16 protein-coding genes are annotated in these 19,157 nt (G+C 70.5%); 5 read left to right on the top strand and 11 right to left on the bottom strand.

Going from position 1 to position 19,157, the window contains the following annotated elements:
* Window positions 1–3 precede the first annotated feature (3 nt).
* Window positions 4–2,112, bottom strand: a complete 2,109-nt coding sequence (gene uvrB / locus ACZ6O2_RS06470; RefSeq protein ID WP_350709215.1) for an excinuclease ABC subunit UvrB — start codon at window positions 2,110–2,112, stop codon at window positions 4–6.
* A 299-nt stretch (window positions 2,113–2,411) separates the two neighbouring features.
* On the opposite strand from uvrB, the gene ACZ6O2_RS06465 reads away from it, so the two are divergent.
* Window positions 2,412–3,905, top strand: coding sequence for a hypothetical protein (locus ACZ6O2_RS06465; RefSeq protein ID WP_466022204.1), 1,494 nt, complete (start codon window positions 2,412–2,414; stop codon window positions 3,903–3,905).
* Between the two features lie 73 nt (window positions 3,906–3,978).
* Here the strand turns inward: ACZ6O2_RS06465 and coaE are convergent, their stop codons facing one another.
* Window positions 3,979–5,160 carry a dephospho-CoA kinase gene (coaE, locus tag ACZ6O2_RS06460; RefSeq protein WP_466022224.1) on the bottom strand — a complete coding sequence of 394 codons (1,182 nt, stop codon included), beginning with the start codon at window positions 5,158–5,160 and terminating at the stop codon, window positions 3,979–3,981.
* A gap of 357 nt (window positions 5,161–5,517) precedes the next feature.
* On the bottom strand, window positions 5,518–7,008 hold the full coding sequence (rpsA, locus tag ACZ6O2_RS06455) for a 30S ribosomal protein S1 (protein ID WP_350709219.1): 1,491 nt from the start codon (window positions 7,006–7,008) through the stop codon (window positions 5,518–5,520).
* A gap of 399 nt (window positions 7,009–7,407) precedes the next feature.
* Here rpsA and ACZ6O2_RS06450 point away from each other — a divergent pair, with 399 nt between their 5' ends.
* From ACZ6O2_RS06450 to ACZ6O2_RS06440, 3 genes are read left to right on the top strand one after another with little or no spacing between them, the layout of a single operon-like run.
* Entirely contained in the window at window positions 7,408–8,214 is an 807-nt protein-coding gene (locus ACZ6O2_RS06450) for a class I SAM-dependent methyltransferase (protein WP_350709221.1), read from the top strand.
* Window positions 8,215–8,273: 59 nt separating this feature from the next.
* Entirely contained in the window at window positions 8,274–8,495 is a 222-nt protein-coding gene (locus tag ACZ6O2_RS06445; protein ID WP_466022203.1) for a hypervirulence associated TUDOR domain-containing protein, read from the top strand.
* Window positions 8,482–8,910, top strand: coding sequence for a DUF3140 domain-containing protein (locus ACZ6O2_RS06440; protein ID WP_350709225.1), 429 nt, complete (start codon window positions 8,482–8,484; stop codon window positions 8,908–8,910). The genes ACZ6O2_RS06445 and ACZ6O2_RS06440 overlap by 14 nt, the downstream gene beginning before the upstream one ends.
* Before the next feature lie 164 nt (window positions 8,911–9,074).
* Here the strand turns inward: ACZ6O2_RS06440 and polA are convergent, their stop codons facing one another.
* Window positions 9,075–11,774 (bottom strand): DNA polymerase I, encoded by a 2,700-nt coding sequence (gene polA / locus ACZ6O2_RS06435; RefSeq protein ID WP_466022202.1) that lies wholly within the window; start codon window positions 11,772–11,774, stop codon window positions 9,075–9,077.
* Between the two features lie 167 nt (window positions 11,775–11,941).
* Here polA and ACZ6O2_RS06430 point away from each other — a divergent pair, with 167 nt between their 5' ends.
* Entirely contained in the window at window positions 11,942–12,241 is a 300-nt protein-coding gene (locus tag ACZ6O2_RS06430) for a hypothetical protein (protein ID WP_466022201.1), read from the top strand.
* A gap of 501 nt (window positions 12,242–12,742) precedes the next feature.
* On the opposite strand, the gene ACZ6O2_RS06425 is transcribed toward ACZ6O2_RS06430, so the two are convergent.
* From ACZ6O2_RS06425 to ACZ6O2_RS06395, 7 genes are read right to left on the bottom strand one after another with little or no spacing between them, the layout of a single operon-like run.
* The gene (locus ACZ6O2_RS06425; RefSeq protein WP_466022200.1) at window positions 12,743–13,552 is read right to left on the bottom strand and encodes an amino acid ABC transporter ATP-binding protein; all 810 of its coding nucleotides are present in this window, start codon (window positions 13,550–13,552) and stop codon (window positions 12,743–12,745) included.
* Complete coding sequence (locus ACZ6O2_RS06420) at window positions 13,549–14,523, bottom strand: amino acid ABC transporter permease (protein ID WP_466022199.1); 975 nt, start codon at window positions 14,521–14,523, stop codon at window positions 13,549–13,551. The genes ACZ6O2_RS06425 and ACZ6O2_RS06420 overlap by 4 nt, the downstream gene beginning before the upstream one ends.
* Window positions 14,524–14,527: 4 nt before the next feature.
* Window positions 14,528–15,433, bottom strand: coding sequence for an ABC transporter substrate-binding protein (locus ACZ6O2_RS06415; protein WP_466022198.1), 906 nt, complete (start codon window positions 15,431–15,433; stop codon window positions 14,528–14,530).
* Between the two features lie 32 nt (window positions 15,434–15,465).
* The gene (locus ACZ6O2_RS06410; protein ID WP_350709235.1) at window positions 15,466–16,176 is read right to left on the bottom strand and encodes an ABC transporter ATP-binding protein; all 711 of its coding nucleotides are present in this window, start codon (window positions 16,174–16,176) and stop codon (window positions 15,466–15,468) included.
* Window positions 16,166–17,011, bottom strand: a complete 846-nt coding sequence (locus tag ACZ6O2_RS06405; RefSeq protein ID WP_466022197.1) for an ABC transporter ATP-binding protein — start codon at window positions 17,009–17,011, stop codon at window positions 16,166–16,168. The genes ACZ6O2_RS06410 and ACZ6O2_RS06405 overlap by 11 nt, the downstream gene beginning before the upstream one ends.
* Window positions 17,004–18,113, bottom strand: coding sequence for a branched-chain amino acid ABC transporter permease (locus tag ACZ6O2_RS06400; RefSeq protein ID WP_350709237.1), 1,110 nt, complete (start codon window positions 18,111–18,113; stop codon window positions 17,004–17,006). The genes ACZ6O2_RS06405 and ACZ6O2_RS06400 overlap by 8 nt, the downstream gene beginning before the upstream one ends.
* Window positions 18,110–19,060, bottom strand: coding sequence for a branched-chain amino acid ABC transporter permease (locus ACZ6O2_RS06395; protein ID WP_466022196.1), 951 nt, complete (start codon window positions 19,058–19,060; stop codon window positions 18,110–18,112). Before ACZ6O2_RS06395 ends, ACZ6O2_RS06400 begins: the two co-directional genes overlap by 4 nt.
* Window positions 19,061–19,157: the final 97 nt, after the last annotated feature.

Raw genomic sequence — 19,157 nt, 5'->3', positions numbered from 1 at the left:
CGGTCACTTCACGCCGGCGGCGTCCATGCCGCGCAGCTCCTTCTTCAGGTCGGCGACCTCGTCGCGGATCCGGGCGGCCAGCTCGAACTGCAGCTCCCGGGCCGCGGCCAGCATCTGGTCGTTGAGTTCCTGGATGAGCTGGGCCAGCTCGGCCCGGGCCATCCCCTCCCGCGCGGGCCCGGCGCCGCCGGCCCGGCCGCGACTGCGGGTCTCCTTCACCGGCGCCTTGCCCCGGGACAGCTGCCGCACCGCCCCGCCGACCCGGCTGTTCTCCGTGTCCTCCGCCTCGCGGTAGATGTCGTCGAGGATGTCGTGGATCTTCTTGCGCAGCGGCTCCGGGCTGATGCCGTGCGCCTCGTTGTGCGCGATCTGCTTGGCCCGCCGCCGGTTGGTCTCCTCGATCGCGTCCGCCATCGACGGAGTGATCTTGTCCGCGTACATGTGGACCTGGCCGGAGACGTTGCGGGCCGCCCGGCCGATGGTCTGGATCAGTGACCGGCCACTGCGCAGGAAGCCCTCCTTGTCTGCGTCGAGGATGGCGACCAGCGACACCTCGGGCAGGTCGAGGCCCTCCCGGAGCAGGTTGATGCCGACCAGCACGTCGTAGTCGCCCTTACGCAGCTCGCGCAGCAGCTCCACCCGGCGCAACGTGTCGACCTCGGAGTGCAGGTAACGCACCCGGATGCCGTTCTCCAGGAGGTAGTCGGACAGGTCCTCGGCCATCTTCTTCGTCAGCGTGGTGACCAGCACCCGCTCGTCGCGCTCGGTGCGCAGCTTGATCTCGTGCATCAGGTCGTCGATCTGGCCCTTGGTGGGCTTCACGACGACCTCGGGGTCGATCAGGCCGGTCGGCCGGATCACCTGCTCGACGAACTCGCCCTGGGCCTGCTCCAGCTCCCACGGGCCGGGCGTGGCGGACAGGAAGACCATCTGGCCCACCCGCTCCAGGAACTCGTCGAACCGCAGCGGCCGGTTGTCGGCCGCGCTGGGCAGCCGGAAGCCGTGGTCGATCAGCATCCGCTTGCGTGACGCGTCGCCCTCGTACATGCCGCCGATCTGCGGGATGGTCACGTGCGACTCGTCGACGACCGTCAGGAAGTCGTCGGGGAAGTAGTCGAGCAGGCAGTGCGGCGGGCTGCCCGGCAGCCGGCCGTCGATGTGCATCGAGTAGTTCTCGATGCCGGAGCAGAAACCGACCTGCCGCATCATCTCGATGTCGTAGGTCGTGCGCATCCGCAGCCGCTGGGCCTCCAGCAGCTTGCCCTGCCGCTCCAGCTCGGCCAACCGCTCGCCCAGCTCGGCCTCGATGTCGCGGATCGCCCGCTCCATCCGCTCCGGGCCGGCCGCGTAGTGGGTGGCCGGGAAGATCAGCAGGTGGTCGACCTCGCGGACCACGTCGCCGGTGAGCGGGTTGAGGTAGTAGAGCTTCTCCACCTCGTCACCGAAGAGCTCGATCCGGACGGCCAGCTCCTCGTAGGCCGGGATGATCTCCAGCGTGTCGCCCCGCACGCGGAAGGTGCCCCGGTTGAAGGCCATGTCGTTGCGCGAGTACTGGATGTCGACCAGGCGGCGCAGCAGCTGGTCGCGGTCGAGCTCCTGCCCGACGGCGACACGCACGGCCCGGTCGAGGTATTCCTCCGGGGTGCCCAGGCCGTAGATCGCCGAGACGGTGGCCACCACCACCACGTCGCGCCGGGTGAGCAGCGACATCGTCGCCGAGTGCCGCAGCCGCTCGACCTCCTCGTTGATCGAGGAGTCCTTCTCGATGTAGGTGTCGGTCTGCGGGATGTAGGCCTCGGGCTGGTAGTAGTCGTAGTAGGAGACGAAATACTCCACCGCGTTGTGCGGCAGCAGCTCGCTGAACTCCTTGGCCAGTTGCGCGCAGAGCGTCTTGTTGGGCGCGAGCACCAGCGTCGGCCGCTGCAACCGCTCGACGAGCCACGCCGTGGTGGCGCTCTTGCCGGTGCCGGTCGCGCCGAGCAGCACCGTGTTGCGGTCGCCGCGTCGGACCCGACGCTCCAGGTCGTCGATGGCCGCCGGCTGGTCGCCGGCCGGCTGGAAGTCGCTGACGACCTGGAAGCGGCCGTCGAGCCGGGGAATGTCGAGCGCCATGACCTCAACGGTACGCCGGGGGTCCGACACCCGCGCCGACTACGGACGGTCCCTGATCGGCTTCGATATTACCATTGTGTGGCCGATCTCACGGGACTACGCTCTCGGTGTAGGCCGCTCGCGGCGGCCGACCGGGCAGGCGGCCAGGCCCTCAGCGGCCGGCCCGCCCCCGGCACAGGGGTCGCAGCACCCGGCACGCCCGGCGTGCGCACCCGACGTGGTCGCGCCCGAGGCGCTGACCGGCCGCCGCGAGCGCCCCTGCTCGTCACCCCGCGACGGTGAATCCCGTTCAACCATCCGTGGACACCTCCGCCGCCCGGGCCGCCCGTCCCGACCAGACCTCCCCGCCGCGGGACCACCCGCCGCACGACGACGCCCACACCGGGGCCGTCCCGCGGGTGCTGACCGGCCGCCGGCGCACCACCCTGCTGGTGCTCGCGGTCGTGGCCGTGCTCTCCGCGGCGGCGCTGGTCGCGGGGCTGCTGAGCTGGTCGCCCGACCGGTCGGAGCCGTCCCGGGCGCTGACCGGTGACGAGCGCGAGCGGCTGGCCGCGATGCGGGTCACCAACCACCGCGACCTGCGGGCCGGGGTGCGGGTGACGACGGGCACCGGGTCCGACCGCATCGAACTGGTCGGCTGGGTCGACTGGTCCCGGCCGCTGGTCTACCTGGACGTCGGCGGGCCCGGCGCGGGCGCCGAACGCGGCCTGCTGCAGGCCACGCCGACCGTGGCCGTGCTGCGGCCCGACCCGTCGGCGGTGCCCACCGCCGCACCGCCTCCGCTGGTCCCGCCGGCGGACCGCTGGCGGCTGCTCGACCCGTCCGGCGGGCGAGGGGTCGCCGCCGTGCTCGACCTGCTCTTCCGGCTCGGCGCGGACCGCCCCGAGCAGCCCCCAGAGGCCGCCCGCTGGGTGGGCCGCGCCACCGTCGGGGCGGAGCCCGTCGACATCCTCCAGGCACCGCCGGCCCCGGGCACGCCACCGCCACCCGCGTCCGCGGCGACGGGCGACCACCCGCGCTACTGGCTGGACCGCGACGCCCGCCTGCACCGGCTGGAGACCGGACTGCCCGGCGTCGGTCCGGTCACCGTGCAGCTCATCCGCACCGACCGGCCGACGCTGCGGCCGGTCGACGCGCTCGGCGGCCGGCCCGGGCAGCCCCGCGCCCTGACCGCCGGGGAGCGGGACCGGCTGGACCGGTTGCCCGCCCGGCTCCGCGCCGCCGGCGGCGCCGCCGTCACCCTCACCGCGCCTCTGGCCGCCGGCACCAACCTGCGCGGCGCCGGCTGGGTGAGCTGGACCGGCCGGGCCGCGTACGTGGCCGTCGCCGACCTCGGCGCACCGGAGCGCCGGGCGCTGCTGCGCGTCGACGGGACGGACGTGACCCGGGCGGAGGTCCCCGCCACGACGGTTCCCGGCACGGTGGAGGCACCCGGCCGGCCTCCGCTGCCGCCGCCCGCCCGGGGCTGGCGGGCCGACCCGACGCGCGCCGGCGACCTGGGCCTGCTGCTCGACGCGGCGCTGCGGGCCGCCCGGTCGACCGCGTCGCGGGGCGCCACCCTCCGGGTGCGCGGGGACAGCCTCTCCGGCAGGACCGTGGACGTGGTCGAGCTGCGCCCGTCCGGGGCGCTGCTGCGTTACTGGATCGACCGGTCCGGCGTGCTGCGCCGGGTGGAGCTGCGTACCCGGTCGGGCGCCTGGGCCCAGCTCGACCTGACCCCCGGCGCGGTGCCCCGGTGGCCCGCCGCCCGGCCGGCGCCGCAGCGCCCGGAAGCGCCGGCCGCCGGGCGGTGACCGACCGGGGTCAGGATCGCCGCCGGGGCGACGTCAGGACCCCGCCGCGCCGGCGACGGCGGCCGGTGACCGGTCAGGGGCGCCAGCCGGTCTGCGCCGCCCATTCCTCGGCGCGCAGGTGCTCCTCGTCGAACCACGGGTCCTTCGCCGTGGTGTAGGTGGCGCTGTCCGGGGCCGAGGCGGCCAGTTCCCGCTTCAGCAGCAGGTAGGCCGCCCGCTGGTCCGGGTCGGCACGCAGGTGGTCGCGCATCAGCAGCGCGTACCGCCAGCCGGGCGAGTCCACGGCGCGGACGTGCAGGTACACGGGGCGGCCCGGGTCGGCGCTGCCGTGCAGCCGCTTCTCCCACCGGCCGCTGCCGGGCAGTCGGGGGTTGTCCCACCAGTCGCCGGGCAGGCGCGGGAAGCCCGCGGCGGCGAGCCGCTCGGCCAGCGGGCCGTCCGCGTCGGCGAGCGTCGGCACGGTGAGCTGGATGTCGATCACGTCCTTGGCGGCGAGGCCGGGCACCGCGGTGGAGCCGATGTGGTCGATCCGCAGGTCGGCGGGGGCGATCGCGTGGCGGATCCGGGCGGCGAGCCGCGCGTACTGCTGCGGCCAGGTCGGGTCGGCCTCGGTCAGCACGACGCGGTGCGGTCGCACCGGTCGCCGCTCGCGCAGGTTCGCCTCGTAGGGCAGCAGCCGCTCCTGCCACAGCGCGTCGACCGCCGCGTGCAGGTCGGCGAGGCTGCCGTCGTTGGTCAGCACCACGTCCGCCGCGGCCCGGCGTCGGGCGTCGTCGGCCTGCGCGGCGATCCGCCGCTCGGCCTCCGCCCGGTCCATCCCGCGGTCGCGGGCCAGCCGCGCCAACCGGGTGGCCACCGCCGTCTGCACCACGACCACCAGGTGGTACGTGGGCGCAAGCCCCACCTCCACCAGCAGTGGCACGTCGTTGACCACGATCGCGTCGGACCCCGCCGCGGCGGCCAGTTCGGCCGTGCGGGCCCGTACGCGGGGATGGATGATCCCCTCCAGCCGGCGCCGGGCCGCCTCGTCGGCGAAGACCACCGCGCCCAGCGCCGCCCGGTCGAGGGCCCCGCCGGCGTCGAGGACCCGGTCGGAGAAGGCCGCGACGATCTCGGCCAGTCCCTCGGTGCCCGGCGCCACCACCTCCCGGGCCACCTGGTCGGCGTCGATGACCACCGCGCCCCGATCGGCCAGCCGCGACGCCACCGCGCTCTTGCCGGATCCGATCCCCCCGGTCAACCCCACCATCAGCACCGGACCAGTCAACCCGATCTTCCCCGCCCCGCCAAACCGAACCGGTGCCCCGCGCCCGGCACGGACCGACCCGGCCCCCGCCCCGCCGAAACGAACGGCCCGGCGCCCGGAGCCGCCGAAACGAACGACCCGACGCCCGGCCCCGCCGACACGAACGGCCCGACGCCCGGCCCCGCCGACACGAACGGCCCGACGCCCGGAGCCGCCGGAACGGCGCCGAGCGGCCGTGGCGCCGACCAGCTCACCACGATCGGCGTTTCGGGCCGACGCAGGGGCGGGAGGGTGGGCACGGCGAGGGCCCCGCCCCCGGCGATCTCTCGATCGCGGGGACGGGGCCCTCGTCCGTCGTTCAGCGGGTCACTTGCCGCCGGCGAGCTTCTCCCGCAGAGCGGCGAGCGCCTCGTCGGTGGCCAGGGTGCCGGCCGGCTCCTCGGCCTGCCGGCTCGGGGCCGCGCTGGTCGAGGTGGTGGTGCCACCGGTGACGGCCGGAACCGGGTTGGCAGCGGCCTCGGCGTCGGCGGCGCGGGAGGTCTGCACCTGCTTGGTGTGGGCCTCCCAGCGCTGACGGGCCTCGGCGTACTGGTTCTCCCAGGTCTCGCGCTGCTTGTCGTACCCCTCGAGCCACTCGCCCGTCTCCGGGTCGAAGCCCTCCGGGTAGATGTAGTTGCCCTCGGCGTCGTAGGTCGCGGCCATGCCGTAGAGGGTCGGGTCGAAGTGCTCCTCGCCCTCGACGAAGCCCTCGTTGGCCTGCTTGAGCGACAGCGAGATCCGGCGGCGCTCCAGGTCGATGTCGATGACCTTGACCATGACCTCGGAGCCGACCTGGACGACCTGCTCCGGGATCTCCACGTGGCGCTCGGCCAGCTCGGAGATGTGGACCAGGCCCTCGATGCCGTCGTCCACCCGGACGAAGGCGCCGAACGGCACCAGCTTGGTGACCTTACCCGGCACGATCTGCTGGATCGCGTGGGTGCGGGCGAACTGCCGCCACGGGTCCTCCTGGGTCGCCTTCAGCGACAGCGAGACCCGCTCGCGGTCCAGGTCGACGTCCAGGACCTCGACCTCGACCTCCTGGCCCACCTCGACGACCTCGGACGGGTGGTCGATGTGCTTCCAGGACAGCTCGGAGACGTGCACCAGGCCGTCCACGCCGCCCAGGTCGACGAACGCGCCGAAGTTGACGATCGAGGACACGACGCCCTTGCGGACCTGGCCCTTCTGCAGCTTGTTGAGGAACTCGGTGCGCACCTCGGACTGCGTCTGCTCCAGCCAGGCCCGGCGGGACAGGACCACGTTGTTGCGGTTCTTGTCCAGCTCGATGATCTTGGCCTCGAGCTCGCGGCCGACGTACGGCTGCAGGTCCCGCACCCGACGCATCTCGACCAGGGAGGCGGGCAGGAAGCCACGCAGCCCGATGTCGAGGATGAGGCCGCCCTTGACCACCTCGATGACCGAGCCGCGGACGACGCCGTCCTCGTCCTTGATCTTCTCGATGGTGCCCCAGGCCCGCTCGTACTGCGCCCGCTTCTTGGAGAGGATCAGACGCCCCTCCTTGTCCTCCTTCTGGAGGACCAGGGCCTCGATGTGATCTCCAACCGAAACGACCTCGGCCGGGTCCACGTCGTGCTTGATCGACAACTCCCGAGAGGGGATGACGCCCTCGGTCTTGTAGCCGATGTCGAGCAGGACCTCGTCCCGATCGACCTTGACGACGGTGCCTTCGACAATGTCGCCGTCGTTGAAGTACTTGATGGTCTCGTCGATCGCGGCGAGGAAAGCCTCCTCGGAACCGAGATCGTCGTGGGTGACCCGGGTGGCGCTCGAGGGGGCCTCGATGCTGCTCGTCATGTGGGCGGTTGCTCCGGTCGGATGGTGTGTCACAGCAGGCTGGTGTCGCGGTGACCTGTTCGCGCCAGCGGATCCGTCGCCGGGCACACCGAAGATCGAGTGAGATCATGGAGGTAACTCCGCCAGTGGTCCCGGAGACCGCGCACCTGCTCCCTGCCGAGGCACACGATCCGCGAGCGCATCGTCTAGCCTACCCGCTGCATTACCACAGCGTGCAAGGCCTCCCGCCCTCTCGCCGCCTCGCCACCTGCGAAAGCGGAGATTTCGGTAGGAAGCTGCCCCGCCTGTCGCGTCCGTCACAAGGGCACCACCGGAGACCGTAGCGCCACCCCCGTTCCGCCGCGCCCGGGGCCCGCCGCCCGCCGTCGCGCCCCGCGAAAGAGGCACTAGCGTGAGCGGGTGGACGACGACAGCAGCCGGGTGACCCGGCGCCGGGTGGGCGACGCCGAGGCCCGGCGCGCCAGCCGCCACTGGTGGGACACCGACGCCGACGACTACCAGGCCGAGCACGGCGACTTCCTCGGCGACCTCGACTTCGTCTGGTGCCCGGAGGGGGTGCGCGAGGCGGACGCACGGCTGCTGGGCGACCTGACCGGGCGGCGGGTGCTGGAGGTCGGCTGCGGCGCCGCGGCCGCCGCGCGGTGGCTCGCCACCCGGGGCGCCCGGCCGGTCGCCATGGACCTGTCCGCCGGCATGTTGCGGCACGCCGCCCTCGCCGCCGCGCGCACCGGCGTACGCGTGCCGCTGGTGCAGGCCGACGCGCTGGCGCTGCCCTTCGCCGACGCGGCGTTCGACACCGCCTGCACGGCGTTCGGGGCGATCCCGTTCGTGGCCGACTCGGCGGCGGTGATGCGCGAGGTGTTCCGGGTGCTGCGCCCCGGCGGTCGCTGGGTGTTCTCGGTGACCCACCCGATGCGGTGGATCTTCCTCGACGACCCGGGCGAGGGCGGGCTGACCGCCACGCACTCGTACTTCGACCGCTCCCCTTACGTGGAGCAGGACGAGACCGGCGCGGCCACCTACGTCGAGCAGCACCGCACGCTCGGCGACCGGATCCGGGAGATCGTGGGCGCCGGCTTCGACCTGGTCGACCTGGTCGAGCCGGAGTGGCCCGAGGGGCACGAGGGGATCTGGGGGCAGTGGAGCCCGCTGCGCGGCCGCCTCTTCCCCGGCACTGCCATCTTCGTCGCCGAGAAACCCGCCTGAGGGTCCCGGCGGGGCGCCGGCCCTCGTTTTGGGGCATCGACGCCGGGTACCCGCCCGGCATGGCCGAGCAGAACGAGTTCCGCGAGGGTGACCACGTCTCCTGGGCCAGTCACAGCGGCCGGGCGTACGGCGTGGTCAAGGAGAAGCTGATCGACCGGACGCACGTGCGCGGGCACGCCGTGAACGCCTCCCCGGAGCACCCGCAGTACCGGATCCGCAACGACGACTCGGGTCGGGACGTCGCCCACCGACCGGAGGTGCTGCGCCATGAGCAGGGGTGACGAGGGCCGGGACGTCTACCGGGAGTTCACCGAGGCGGTGAACATGAAGCCCGGCGAGCTGTCGACGTGGCTGGAGACCGACGAGTCGAAGCATGTCGGCTGGCGGAAGGGCACCAAGGGCGGCGAGTCGGTGGGGCACGAGTCCGGCCGGAAGATCATCGGTCTGCTGCGGCGCAAGCGCAGCGAGCTGTCCGAGGGCGACTACCGGCACATGCGCAAGGTCGTCGGGTACGTCCGCCGGCACATGGCCCAGCGCCCCTCCGGCGACGTCCGCGACACGAAGTGGCGCTGGTCCCTCATGAACTGGGGCCACGACCCGCTCAAGGCCCCGCTGCCGGCGCCGGGCGGCCGGTCCCGGCAGGCCCTGCAGCGGCACGGCGCCCCGCCGAAGGAACGCCGGGGGCCGGGCCGGTGAACCGACCCGGCCACCACGCCCGGTAGGGACCGTACGGCGGACCGGACCGTGCCGACACGACGCCGACGACGATGGGTCCGGGGCGGCCCGACCCGCGCAGGGATCAAGCCCGACCGCCCAGAGCGGGTGAGGCTGCCCCGGAACCCCACCCGTAACGAAGACGCTCAGTGGTCGGCGCTGTTCCAGTCCCGCCCCTCGCCGACCGACACCTCCAGCGGCACCGACAGCGGGTAGGCCCCGCCCATCTCCCGCCGCACCAGCGCCTCGAGGGTCTCCCGCTCGCCCGGCGCGACGTCGAACACCAGCTCGTCGTGCACCTGGAGCAGCATCCGCGAGTGCAGGCCAGCCTCGCGCAGCGCGGTGTCGACGTGCAGCATGGCCACCTTGATGATGTCGGCGGCCGAGCCCTGGATCGGCGCGTTGAGCGCCATCCGCTCGGCCATCTCCCGGCGCTGCCGGTTGTCGCTGACCAGGTCGGGCAGGTAGCGCCGGCGACCCAGGATCGTCGAGGTGTAGCCGTCGTGCCGGGCCCGGGAGACGATCTCCTGGAGGTAGTCGCGCACCCCGCCGAAGCCGGCGAAGTAGTCCTCCATCAGCCCGCGCGCCTCCTCGGCGGTGATGCCGAGCTGCTGGGAGAGGCCGAACGCGCTCAGCCCGTACGCCAGGCCGTAGTTCATCGCCTTGATCTTGCGCCGCTGGTCCGCGGTGACCTCGTCGAGGGGCACCCCGAAGACCGACGAGGCGGTGGCGGCGTGGAAGTCGGCGCCGGAGTTGAACGCCTCGATGAGCGCGTCGTCCGACGACAGGTGCGCCATGATGCGCATCTCGATCTGGCTGTAGTCGGCGGTGAGCAGGCACTCGTAGCCCTCCCCGACGACGAAGGCGCGGCGGATCCGCCGCCCCTCCTCGGTGCGGATCGGGATGTTCTGCAGGTTGGGCTCGGTCGAGGAGAGCCGGCCGGTGGCCGCCACCGTCTGGTTGAACGTCGTGTGGATGCGCCCGTCGTCGGAGACCGACTTGAGCAGCCCGTCGACGGTGGTCTTGAGCTTGGCCACGTCCCGGTGGCGCAGCAGGTGGGCGAGCACCGGGTGCGGGTTCTGCGCGTGGAGCCACTGCAGGGCGTCGGCGTCGGTGGTGTAGCCGGTCTTGATCTTCTTGGTCTTGGGCAGGCCCAGCTCGCCGAAGAGGATCTCCTGCAACTGCTTCGGCGAGCCGAGATTGAACTCGCGCCCCACCGCCGCGTACGCCCCCTGGGCGGCGGCCTTCACCTCGGCGGCGAAGTGCGCCTCCAGCTCGGAGAGGTAGTGCGTGTCGGCGGCGATGCCGGTGCGCTCCATGCCGGCGAGCACCCGCATCAGGGGCAGCTCCACCCCGGCCATCAGCCGGGCGGACTGCTCGCCGTCGCGGGAGAGTTCGGCGTCGATGGCGTCGGCGAGGTCGAGGGTGGCCCGGGCCTGGAGCATGAGATTCTGCTCCGCCTCGCCGTCGTTGCCGAGGCCGTCGAGGGTGAGCTGGCCGGTCTCCGGCGCGTCGACCCGCAGCTCGCGGTGCAGGTAGCGCAGGGCCAGGTCGGTCAGGTCGTAGGAGCGCTGGTCGGGGCGGGCCAGGTAGGCGGCGATCTGGGTGTCGCGGAGGATGCCCTCCAGGCGCCAGCCGTGCGCGGCGGACGCGAGCACGGCCGGCTTGCTGTCGTGCAGCACCTTGGGCCGCGCCTCGTCGGCCAGCCAGGCCGCCACGGCCGCCTCGTCGGCCGGATCCAGGGTGGCGGGGTCGAGCCAGGCCGCCGCGCCGCCGGCGGTCGCCAGGGCCATGCCGGTCACGGAGGCGGTGTGCCGGCGGTTGGGCCCGGTGTCGAGCTTCACCGCCACGCCCACCGGGGTGCCGGCCGGCGCGTGCGTCTCCAGCCACCCGGCCACGGCCCCGGGCTCGGAGAGCACCTCGCCGGTGAGGTCGAAGCCGGCCTCGGCCTCCGGCTCCACGGCCTCCAGGTACTGGTAGAGCCGGTCGCGCAGGATGCGGAACTCGAGGGTGTCGAAGACCTGGTGGACCGCCTCGCGGTCCCATCCCTCCCAGCGGGCGTCCTCGGGGCGCAGCGGCAGCTCAAGGTCGGAGACGAGACAGTTGATCTCGTAGTTGCGGATCACGTCGGCGAGCCGCTCGCGCAGGCTGTCGCCGGCCTTGCCCTTGATCTCGTCGGCCCGCGCGACGACCCCGTCGACCCCGCCGTACGTGTTGATCCACTTCGCGGCGGTCTTCGGGCCGACGCCGGGGATGCCGGGCAGGTTGTCGCTGGTCTCGCCGACCAGGGCGGCCAGGTCGCGGTAGCGGTCCGGGGCGACGCCGTACTTCGCCTCCACCGCCGCCGGGTCCATCCGGGCCAGGTCCGATACGCCCTTGCGCGGGTAGAGCACGGTGACCTGGTCGCCGACGAGCTGGAACGCGTCCCGGTCGCCGGTGGTGATCAGCACCGACATGCCCTGGTCGCGGGCCTGGCAGGCGAGGGTGGCGATGACGTCGTCGGCCTCGTAGCCCTCCTTCTCCACCACCGGGATGCGCAGCGCCGCGAGGACCTCCTTGACCAGGCTGACCTGGCCCTTGAAGTCGGTCGGGGTCTCGCTGCGGCCGGCCTTGTACTCCGCGTACTTCTCGGTGCGGAAGGAACGGCGGGAGACGTCGAAGGCGACGACGATGTGCGTCGGCTGCTCGTCGCGCAGCACGTTGATCAGCATGGACGTGAAGCCGTAGACCGCGTTGGTCGGCTGACCCGTGGTGGTGGAGAAGTTTTCCACCGGCAGGGCGAAGAACGCCCGGTATGCCAGGGAGTGTCCGTCGACGAGGAGCAGGCGCGGCGTCGTAGCTGTCACGCGAGCGACTCTAGTCCGTACCGCCGACATTCCGCGCCACCACCTGCGGACGGAACGAGACACCTCAAGGCAATTGCGCCCGCACATGCGGCAAGCGGGCCCCTTGCGAGATCAGAAGACATTGTCGGTGATTGACATCCGCCTTCCAATGATCTAGCTTCTCACCCATGGGAAACAGAAAAGCTGCATTGACAGCAGTGCTCATAGCAGTTGGCATCGCTGGGGCAATAGCTCCCGCGTCAACCGCTTCAGCCGACCCCGGTCACTGCTGGCTACAGGGAGCGGGACCAGTTGATGCAAATCCGGACTTCATGTACCAGATTAAGAATAAATGCGCCCACACGATCACAGTGCGAATCGTTTACCCCAACAGCACCACGGGAGCCTGCAAGAGCATTGAACCTGGTGGATCACGATGGTGGACGCACAGAAACTTGTTCACGAACTTCTGGGCAGAGAATTGCTAATTGATTACCCACAAGGTCCGAGAAAGGTTGGGCGCATTGAATAAGCGTACATCAAAAGGATTGCTGGCAACTGCGGCATTAATCGCAGCGATGGTCGCGTTCCCTGCGGGCAGCGCCCAGGCAGATTCAGGCTTCTGCGGCGTACGAAGCGCTACAGACGCAACCCCTGACGGTCGCTTTCTCTATGTCGTTCGCAACAAGTGCGCGTCCTCAATCAACGTTAGGGTTGTAGTTCAGGGAGAACGCTGGCATTGCAAGGTAATTCCTGCGGGAGAATACCGAGGTTGGACCGGAATCAAGTATGATCCGAACTGGTACGTAGAGAACTGCTAGCATCGTTAGGCAGATTTAGATTTCGGTTTCCCGCATGCGCAGCCTGTGACCCGCCCTGACGCTCCGCGGGAAAACCAGCCACTATCTCGCCCGCCGCAGGTTAACGACGGGGCGAGATAGCGGCTTTGCGTCCTCGCTCGACACGATGAAGCCGATCGATGGCATCTCCTATAGCACCTTCGCAAGAAACGCCTTGGTTCGACCGTGCCGGGGATTGGCGATCACCTCGCCGGGGGTGCCCGACTCGACCACGACGCCGCCGTCCATGAAGACCAGCGAGTCACCGACCTCGCGGGCGAAGCCGATCTCGTGGGTCACCACGATCATCGTCATGCCGTCGCGGGCCAGGTCCTTCATCACGTCGAGCACCTCGCCGACCAGTTCCGGGTCGAGCGCGCTGGTGGGCTCGTCGAAGAGCATCAGCTTCGGCTGCATGGCCAGCGCCCGGGCGATCGCCACCCGCTGCTGCTGACCGCCGGAGAGCTGACCGGGATAGTTGCCGAGCTTGTCGCCCAGCCCCACCCGCTCCAGCAGGGCGGCGGCCCGCTCCCGGGCCTCCGCCTTCCTGGCCAGGCCCAGCAGCACCGGCGCCTCGGCGACGTTCTGCAGGGCGGTCATGTGCGGGAAGAGGTTGAACCGCTGGAACACCATGCCGATCGACCGGCGCTGGGCGGCGACCTCGGACTCCCGCATCTCGTGCAGCTTCCCGCCGCGCTCGCGGTAGCCGATCAGTTCGCCGTCCACGCGGATCCGACCGGCGTTGATCTTCTCCAGGTGGTTGATGCAGCGCAGGAACGTCGACTTGCCGGAGCCGGAGGGACCCAGCAGGCAGCAGACCTCGCCGCTGCGGACCTCCAAGTCGATGCCCTTGAGCACCTCGACCGACCCGAACGACTTGTGCACCTGCTCGGCCCGGACCATCGGCCCGGACTCCGCCGTGGGTGCGCCGGCCTGTGCCGGCACCGTCACCTCGGTCATGCGCCGTCCGCCTTCCCGCTCGCTTCCGCCGCGATCCCCCGCCGCTTGGTTCTCGCCCGCCCGCTGCGCCCGACGCCCTTGGAGAAGTGCCGCTCCAGGTAGTACTGCCCGACCAGCAGCACGCTGGTCAGCAGCAGGTACCACAGGCAGGCCGCCACGTACATCGGGAAGATCTGGAATGTACGTTTGCCGACCGCATCGAGTTGGAAGAAGAGCTCCGCGCTCACCGGGACGTACAGCAGCAGCGAGGTGTCCTTCAACATCGCAATGGTCTCGTTGCCGGTCGGCGGGATGATCACTCGCATCGCCTGCGGCAGCACCACCCGGCGCAACGTCTGGCCCCGGCTCAGGCCGAGCGCCTGGGCCGCCTCGGTCTGTCCGCCGTCGACCGACTGGATGCCTGCTCGGACGATCTCCGCCATGTAGGCCGCCTCGGACAGCGCCAAGCCGAGCAAACCAGCCATGAATCCGGTCAGGATGTCCCGTGAGGAAAACCCGAACAGCCGCAGTTGCAGGTTGTCGATGCCGAACAGCTGACCGAGCTGGGTGTCGAACGGCACGCCGAACTCCACCCGGCTCCACAAGAGCCCGACGTTGCCGAACACGGCCAGCAGCACCAACCGCGGCACGGCCCGGAAGAACCAGGTGTAGAGCCAGGCCACACCCCGGAGGATCGGGTTGTCCGACAGCCGCATCACCGCGATGATCACGCCGAGCGTGATGCCGATGAGCATCGCGCTGACGGTCATCAGCACGGTGCCGCGCAGCAGGCCCTCGATGATCGGCGGCCGGAACATCTTGTCGACCATGAAGGACCAGTTGAAGGCCTCGTTGGTCACCAACAGGTGGACGAACATCGCGGTCAGCACGGCGAGCACCGCCACCGCGCCCCATCGTCCCGGGTGCCGCACGGGCACGGCCTTGATCGGTTCCGGCCGTGCCCGTGCGGTTGTCGCTTCCTCGGTGGTCATGTCGTCACGGGTTGAGCGCGGGATCCGCGATCGCGCCGTCCCCCACCTTCCACTTGTCGAGCACCTGCTGGTACGAGCCGTCGGTGATCAGCGCCTTGGTGGCGTCGCGCACGGCCTCGGCTAACTGCGCCTGGTCCTTGGCCACGACGTAGCCGTACGGGGCTGCCTCGTACTGCTTGTCCAACAGGTCCAGGGCGCCGTTGGACTGCGTCACCGCGTACACTCCGACCGGGTAGTCGGCGAGCATCGCGTCGTCCTTGCCGGAGACGACCGCAGCGGTGGCCGCGTCCTGGCCCGGGAATTGGTCGATGGTGATCGCCGGCTTGCCGGTGTCGGTGCACGTCTTAGAGCGCTTCTGGATGTCCTCGACCTGGACCGTGTCCTTCTGCACCGCGATCTTCTTGCCGCAGGCGTTGTCCAGACTGATCCCGGCCGGGTTGCCCTTCTTGGTCACCCACTGGGTACCGACCTGGAAGTAGCTGACCATGTTGGCTTGGCCCTTGCGCTCGTCGTTGATGGTGAACGACGAGACGCCGATCTCGTACTTGCCCGAGTTGACGCCGTTGATGATGTCGCCGAACGGCGCCGAGACGAACTCCACCTTGAGGCCGAGCTTGGCCGCAACGGCGGTGAACAACTCCACGTCGAAGCCGATGACGGTCTTGCCGTCGGAGTCGAGGAACTCCGCCGGGGCGTACGTCGAGTCGGTGCCGACCACGATCTTGCCGTCGGTCTTGATCGCGTCGGGCACCTTGGCGGCCAACGCGGAGTCCGACGAGGCGGTCACGCTTGGGCCGCCGCCGGGCTGCTCCGTCGCCTGTTCCTCCCCGCACGCAGCGAGGGAGAGCAAGAGGACGGCCGCTCCGGTGACGCCGAGGGCCGCCCGGCGGCCACCACTGATGTGGAACATGGGTACTCCTTGCGGTGAGGGGTGGCGGCCGGTCAGGCCACGCCGAGGTAGGCCTCTTTGACCGCCGGGTCGTGCAGCAGGTCCGCACCGGTCCCGCTCTTGACGATCCGGCCGGTCTCCAGCACGTACGCCCGGTGCGCCCGGGCCAGGGCCTGCTGGGCGTTCTGCTCGACCAGCAGGATGGTGGTGCCCTGTTCGTTGATCTCGGTGATGATGTCGAAGATCTGCTGGATCAGCATCGGTGCCAGACCCATCGAGGGCTCGTCGAGCAGCAGCAGCTTCGGTCGGCTCATCAGCGCCCGGCCGACGGCCAGCATCTGCTGCTCGCCGCCGGAAAGGGTACCCCCGGCCTGCTTGCGCCGCTCCGCCAGGCGCGGGAACAGGTTCAGCACCCGGTCGAGGTCCTGGGCGATGCCGGCCCGGTCCCGCCGGGTGTAGGCGCCCATGTCCAGGTTCTCCAGCACCGTCATGCCCGGGAAGATGCCCCGGCCCTCCGGCGCCTGGCACAGCCCCCGCCTGACCCGCAGGTCGGCCCGGAGCTTGGTGATGTCCTCACCGTTGAACCGGATGCTCCCGCTGGCGACCGGCCGGATCCCGGAGATGGCCCGCATCGTGGTCGACTTGCCGGCGCCGTTGGCGCCGATCAGGGCGACGATCTCGCCCTCGTCCACCGTCAGGCTGATGCCGTGCAGCGCCTGGATCCGCCCGTACAGCAGGCTCACGTCGTCGATCTCAAGCAGCATCGTCCGGCACCCCCAGGTACGCCGCGATCACCTTCGGGTTGTCCCGCACCTCGGCGGGCAGCCCCTCGGCGATCTTCTTTCCGAACTCCAGCACCACGATCCGGTCGGTGACCCCCATGACCAGGCGCATGTCGTGCTCGATGAGCAGCACGGTCACGCCGGTGTCCCGGATCTGCCGGATGAGCTGGAGCAGTTCCTCCTTCTCCGCCGGGTTGAAGCCGGCGGCCGGCTCGTCCAGGCAGAGCAGCGCTGGGTCGGTGGCCAGCGCGCGGGCGATCTCCAGCCGCCGCTGCTCGCCGTAGGAGAGGTTGCGGGCGAACTCGTGCATCCGCTTGCGGATACCGACGAACTCCAGCAGGCGCTCGGCCTTCTCCCGGCCCTCGCGCTCCTCCTTCCAGTACCGCGGCAGGCGGAACAGCGCGGAGATGACGCTGGTCTTGTGGTGCGCGTCCGCGCCGACCAGGACGTTCTCCAGCGCGGTCATCTCGGGGAAGAGGCGGATGTTCTGGAACGTCCGCGCCATGCCCATTTTGGTGATCTGATGCCGCTTCTTGCCGCTGATCTTCTGGCCACGGAACCGGATCTGCCCCTCGGTGGGCTGGTAGATGCCGGTCATCGCGTTGAAGCAGGTGGTCTTGCCGGCGCCGTTCGGCCCGATCAGACCGAGGATCTCCCCCTTGTAGAGGGTGAAGTCCACCTCGTTCAGCGCGACCACGCCGCCGAAGCGCAGCGTGACGTTGTCGACCTCCAGCAGCGGCTCCCGGGTGGGCACCGTCTCCACGGCCGGCGCGCCGGCCTGCGCCGGGACGGCCGGCGTCTGCTCGGTGTCACTCACCGACGGTCACCTCCTTGCGGCGGTCCTTGAACTCCGCCGCACGTCGTCGGTTCGGGATCAGGCCCTCGGGCCGGAAGATCATCATGATCACCAGCACCAGGCCGAAGAACAGGAACCGGAACTCGTACAGCTCGTAGCCGAACAGCTCGATGCCGCGGAACCGCTCGATCATGTACGCCACCAGGCCACCGCCGACGATCGCGCCGACGATGTTGCCGGAGCCGCCGAAGATGACCGCGGCAAGGATGATGATCGAGTTCAGCAGCTCGAAGTTCTGCGAGTTGACGAAGTTCTGCTTGCCCGCGAAGAGCGCGCCGGCCAGCCCGGCGATCGCCGCGCCCGCCGCGAACGCCCACAGCTTGAACTTGAACGTCGGCACGCCCATCAGCTGCGCCGCGTCCTCGTCCTCGCGGATCGAGATCCAGGCCCGCCCGACCCGGCTGTGGGTCAGGTTCCGCACCCCGATCACCACCAGGATGATCACCGTGAGCACCAGCCAGTAGTACGGCCGGGCGTCGAGCACGCCGAAGACCGGCCTGCCGTCGGCGTACTGGCCGGGCGGGTGCGGGATCTGGTTGAAGCCCCGCTGGCCCTTCAGGAACTCCGAGCTGACCGCCCCGATCCGGATCATCTCGGCGAAGCCGAGCGTCACCAACGCCAGGTAGTCGCCGCGCAGCCGCAGGGTCGGCGTACCGAGCATCACGCCGGAGACCATGGTCAGCGCGATCGCCACCGGCACCGCCAGCAGCCACGGCCACAGCGTCTTGATGTCGCTGCTCGGCGAGGTCAGCACCGCCACGGTGTACGCGCCGACGGCGAAGAAGCCGAAGTAGCCGAGGTCCAGCAGGCCGGCGAAGCCGACCACGATGTTCAGGCCGACGGCCAGCAGCACGTAGATCGAGACGGTGAACATCACCTGGGTGAAGTTCGCACCGGGGGTCGGGATCGGCCCCAGGTACTGGTAGAACTCCTTGTTCGGCAGCGCGTAGAAGAACACGATCACCGCGGCGAGCAGCGCCCAGCGCACCCAGCGCGGCGCGCCGCGCCACCGTTCCCCGGCCGCCTCGCGGCCGGAGCGCACCTTCTCCAGGACGGTCGTCATGCCCGCGCCCTCCCCAGCGACTCACCCAGCAGACCGGTCGGCCGGAACATCAGCAGCACCACCAGCACCGCGAACGCGGCGAAGTCCTTCCACTGGGTGCCGAACAGGCCGGAGGCGTAGTTCTCGATCACGCCCAGCAGCAGGCCGCCGACGAGCGCCCCGCGCAGGTTGCCGATGCCGCCCAGCACCGCGGCGGTGAACGCCTTGAGACCGAGCAGGAAGCCGACGCTGTACGTGAGGGTCTGGATCCGCACGTCGTAGAGCAGACCGGCGACGCCGGCCATGCTGCCGCCGGCGATGAAGACCATCAGGATGATCCGGTCCTTGTTCACGCCCATCAGCGCGGCGGTGTTGGCGTCCTGCGCCACCGCCCGGATGCCTCGACCGACCCGACTGCGGTTGATGAACATGTCCAGCGCGATCATCATCACCAGCGCGGACCCGAGGGTCAGCAGCTGAACGGCGTCGATCGGCACGCCGAAGACCTCGAACAGCGGCTTGGAGCTGACCAGCACTGGCGCGCCCTTGGGTCGACGGTCGGTATAGACGCCGAACGCCTCGGAGATGGCGATGGACGCGCCGATGGCGGTGATGAGGAAGGCCAGTGGCGGCGCGTTGCGCTTACGCAGCGGCCGGTACGCCACCCGCTCGATCACCGTCGCGGTGCCCGCCGAGGCGATCGCCGCGACGATCATCGCCACGAGCAGGTAGAACATGATCGAGCCGAGCCCGCTGACCTGCGAGTCCTGGTTGAGGCCGAATCCGTTCCAGGTCCAGATCGCCGCGAACGCGCCGGCGATGAAGACCTCGGAGTGGGCGAAGTTGATGAGTCTCAGCACGCCGTAGACCAGCGTGTAACCCAGCGCGACCAGGGCGTAGATCGCACCCTGCGTCAGGCCGGTCGTGGTGAGTTCTCCGAAGTTGGAGAACAGTCCGTCGAAGTTCAAGGGAGGGACGCTCCATCAGGGTCTGGAGAGAAAAAGGGGGTGGGGGGGGGGGGGGGGGGGGGGGGGAGAGACAGACAACGAACAGGACTCGTTGTCG

It is taken from the genome of Micromonospora sp. NPDC048040 (assembly GCF_055587185.1).
Note: the sequence above shows the minus strand (reverse complement) of the source record. Positions and strands in the feature narration are given on the sequence as shown.

What these genes read in the sequence shown, in the direction of transcription:
- ACZ6O2_RS06440 (WP_350709225.1), top strand. Translation starts at nt 8,482, where the DNA reads ATGAGCAGGGGTGACGAGGGCCGGGACGTCTACCGGGAGTTCACCGAG.
- rpsA (WP_350709219.1), bottom strand. Translation starts at nt 7,008, where the DNA reads ATGACGAGCAGCATCGAGGCCCCCTCGAGCGCCACCCGGGTCACCCAC.
- ACZ6O2_RS06415 (WP_466022198.1), bottom strand. Translation starts at nt 15,433, where the DNA reads ATGTTCCACATCAGTGGTGGCCGCCGGGCGGCCCTCGGCGTCACCGGA.
- ACZ6O2_RS06425 (WP_466022200.1), bottom strand. Translation starts at nt 13,552, where the DNA reads ATGACCGAGGTGACGGTGCCGGCACAGGCCGGCGCACCCACGGCGGAG.
- ACZ6O2_RS06445 (WP_466022203.1), top strand. Translation starts at nt 8,274, where the DNA reads ATGGCCGAGCAGAACGAGTTCCGCGAGGGTGACCACGTCTCCTGGGCC.
- ACZ6O2_RS06420 (WP_466022199.1), bottom strand. Translation starts at nt 14,523, where the DNA reads ATGACCACCGAGGAAGCGACAACCGCACGGGCACGGCCGGAACCGATC.
- ACZ6O2_RS06400 (WP_350709237.1), bottom strand. Translation starts at nt 18,113, where the DNA reads ATGACGACCGTCCTGGAGAAGGTGCGCTCCGGCCGCGAGGCGGCCGGG.
- ACZ6O2_RS06410 (WP_350709235.1), bottom strand. Translation starts at nt 16,176, where the DNA reads ATGCTGCTTGAGATCGACGACGTGAGCCTGCTGTACGGGCGGATCCAG.
- uvrB (WP_350709215.1), bottom strand. Translation starts at nt 2,112, where the DNA reads ATGGCGCTCGACATTCCCCGGCTCGACGGCCGCTTCCAGGTCGTCAGC.
- ACZ6O2_RS06430 (WP_466022201.1), top strand. Translation starts at nt 11,942, where the DNA reads ATGGGAAACAGAAAAGCTGCATTGACAGCAGTGCTCATAGCAGTTGGC.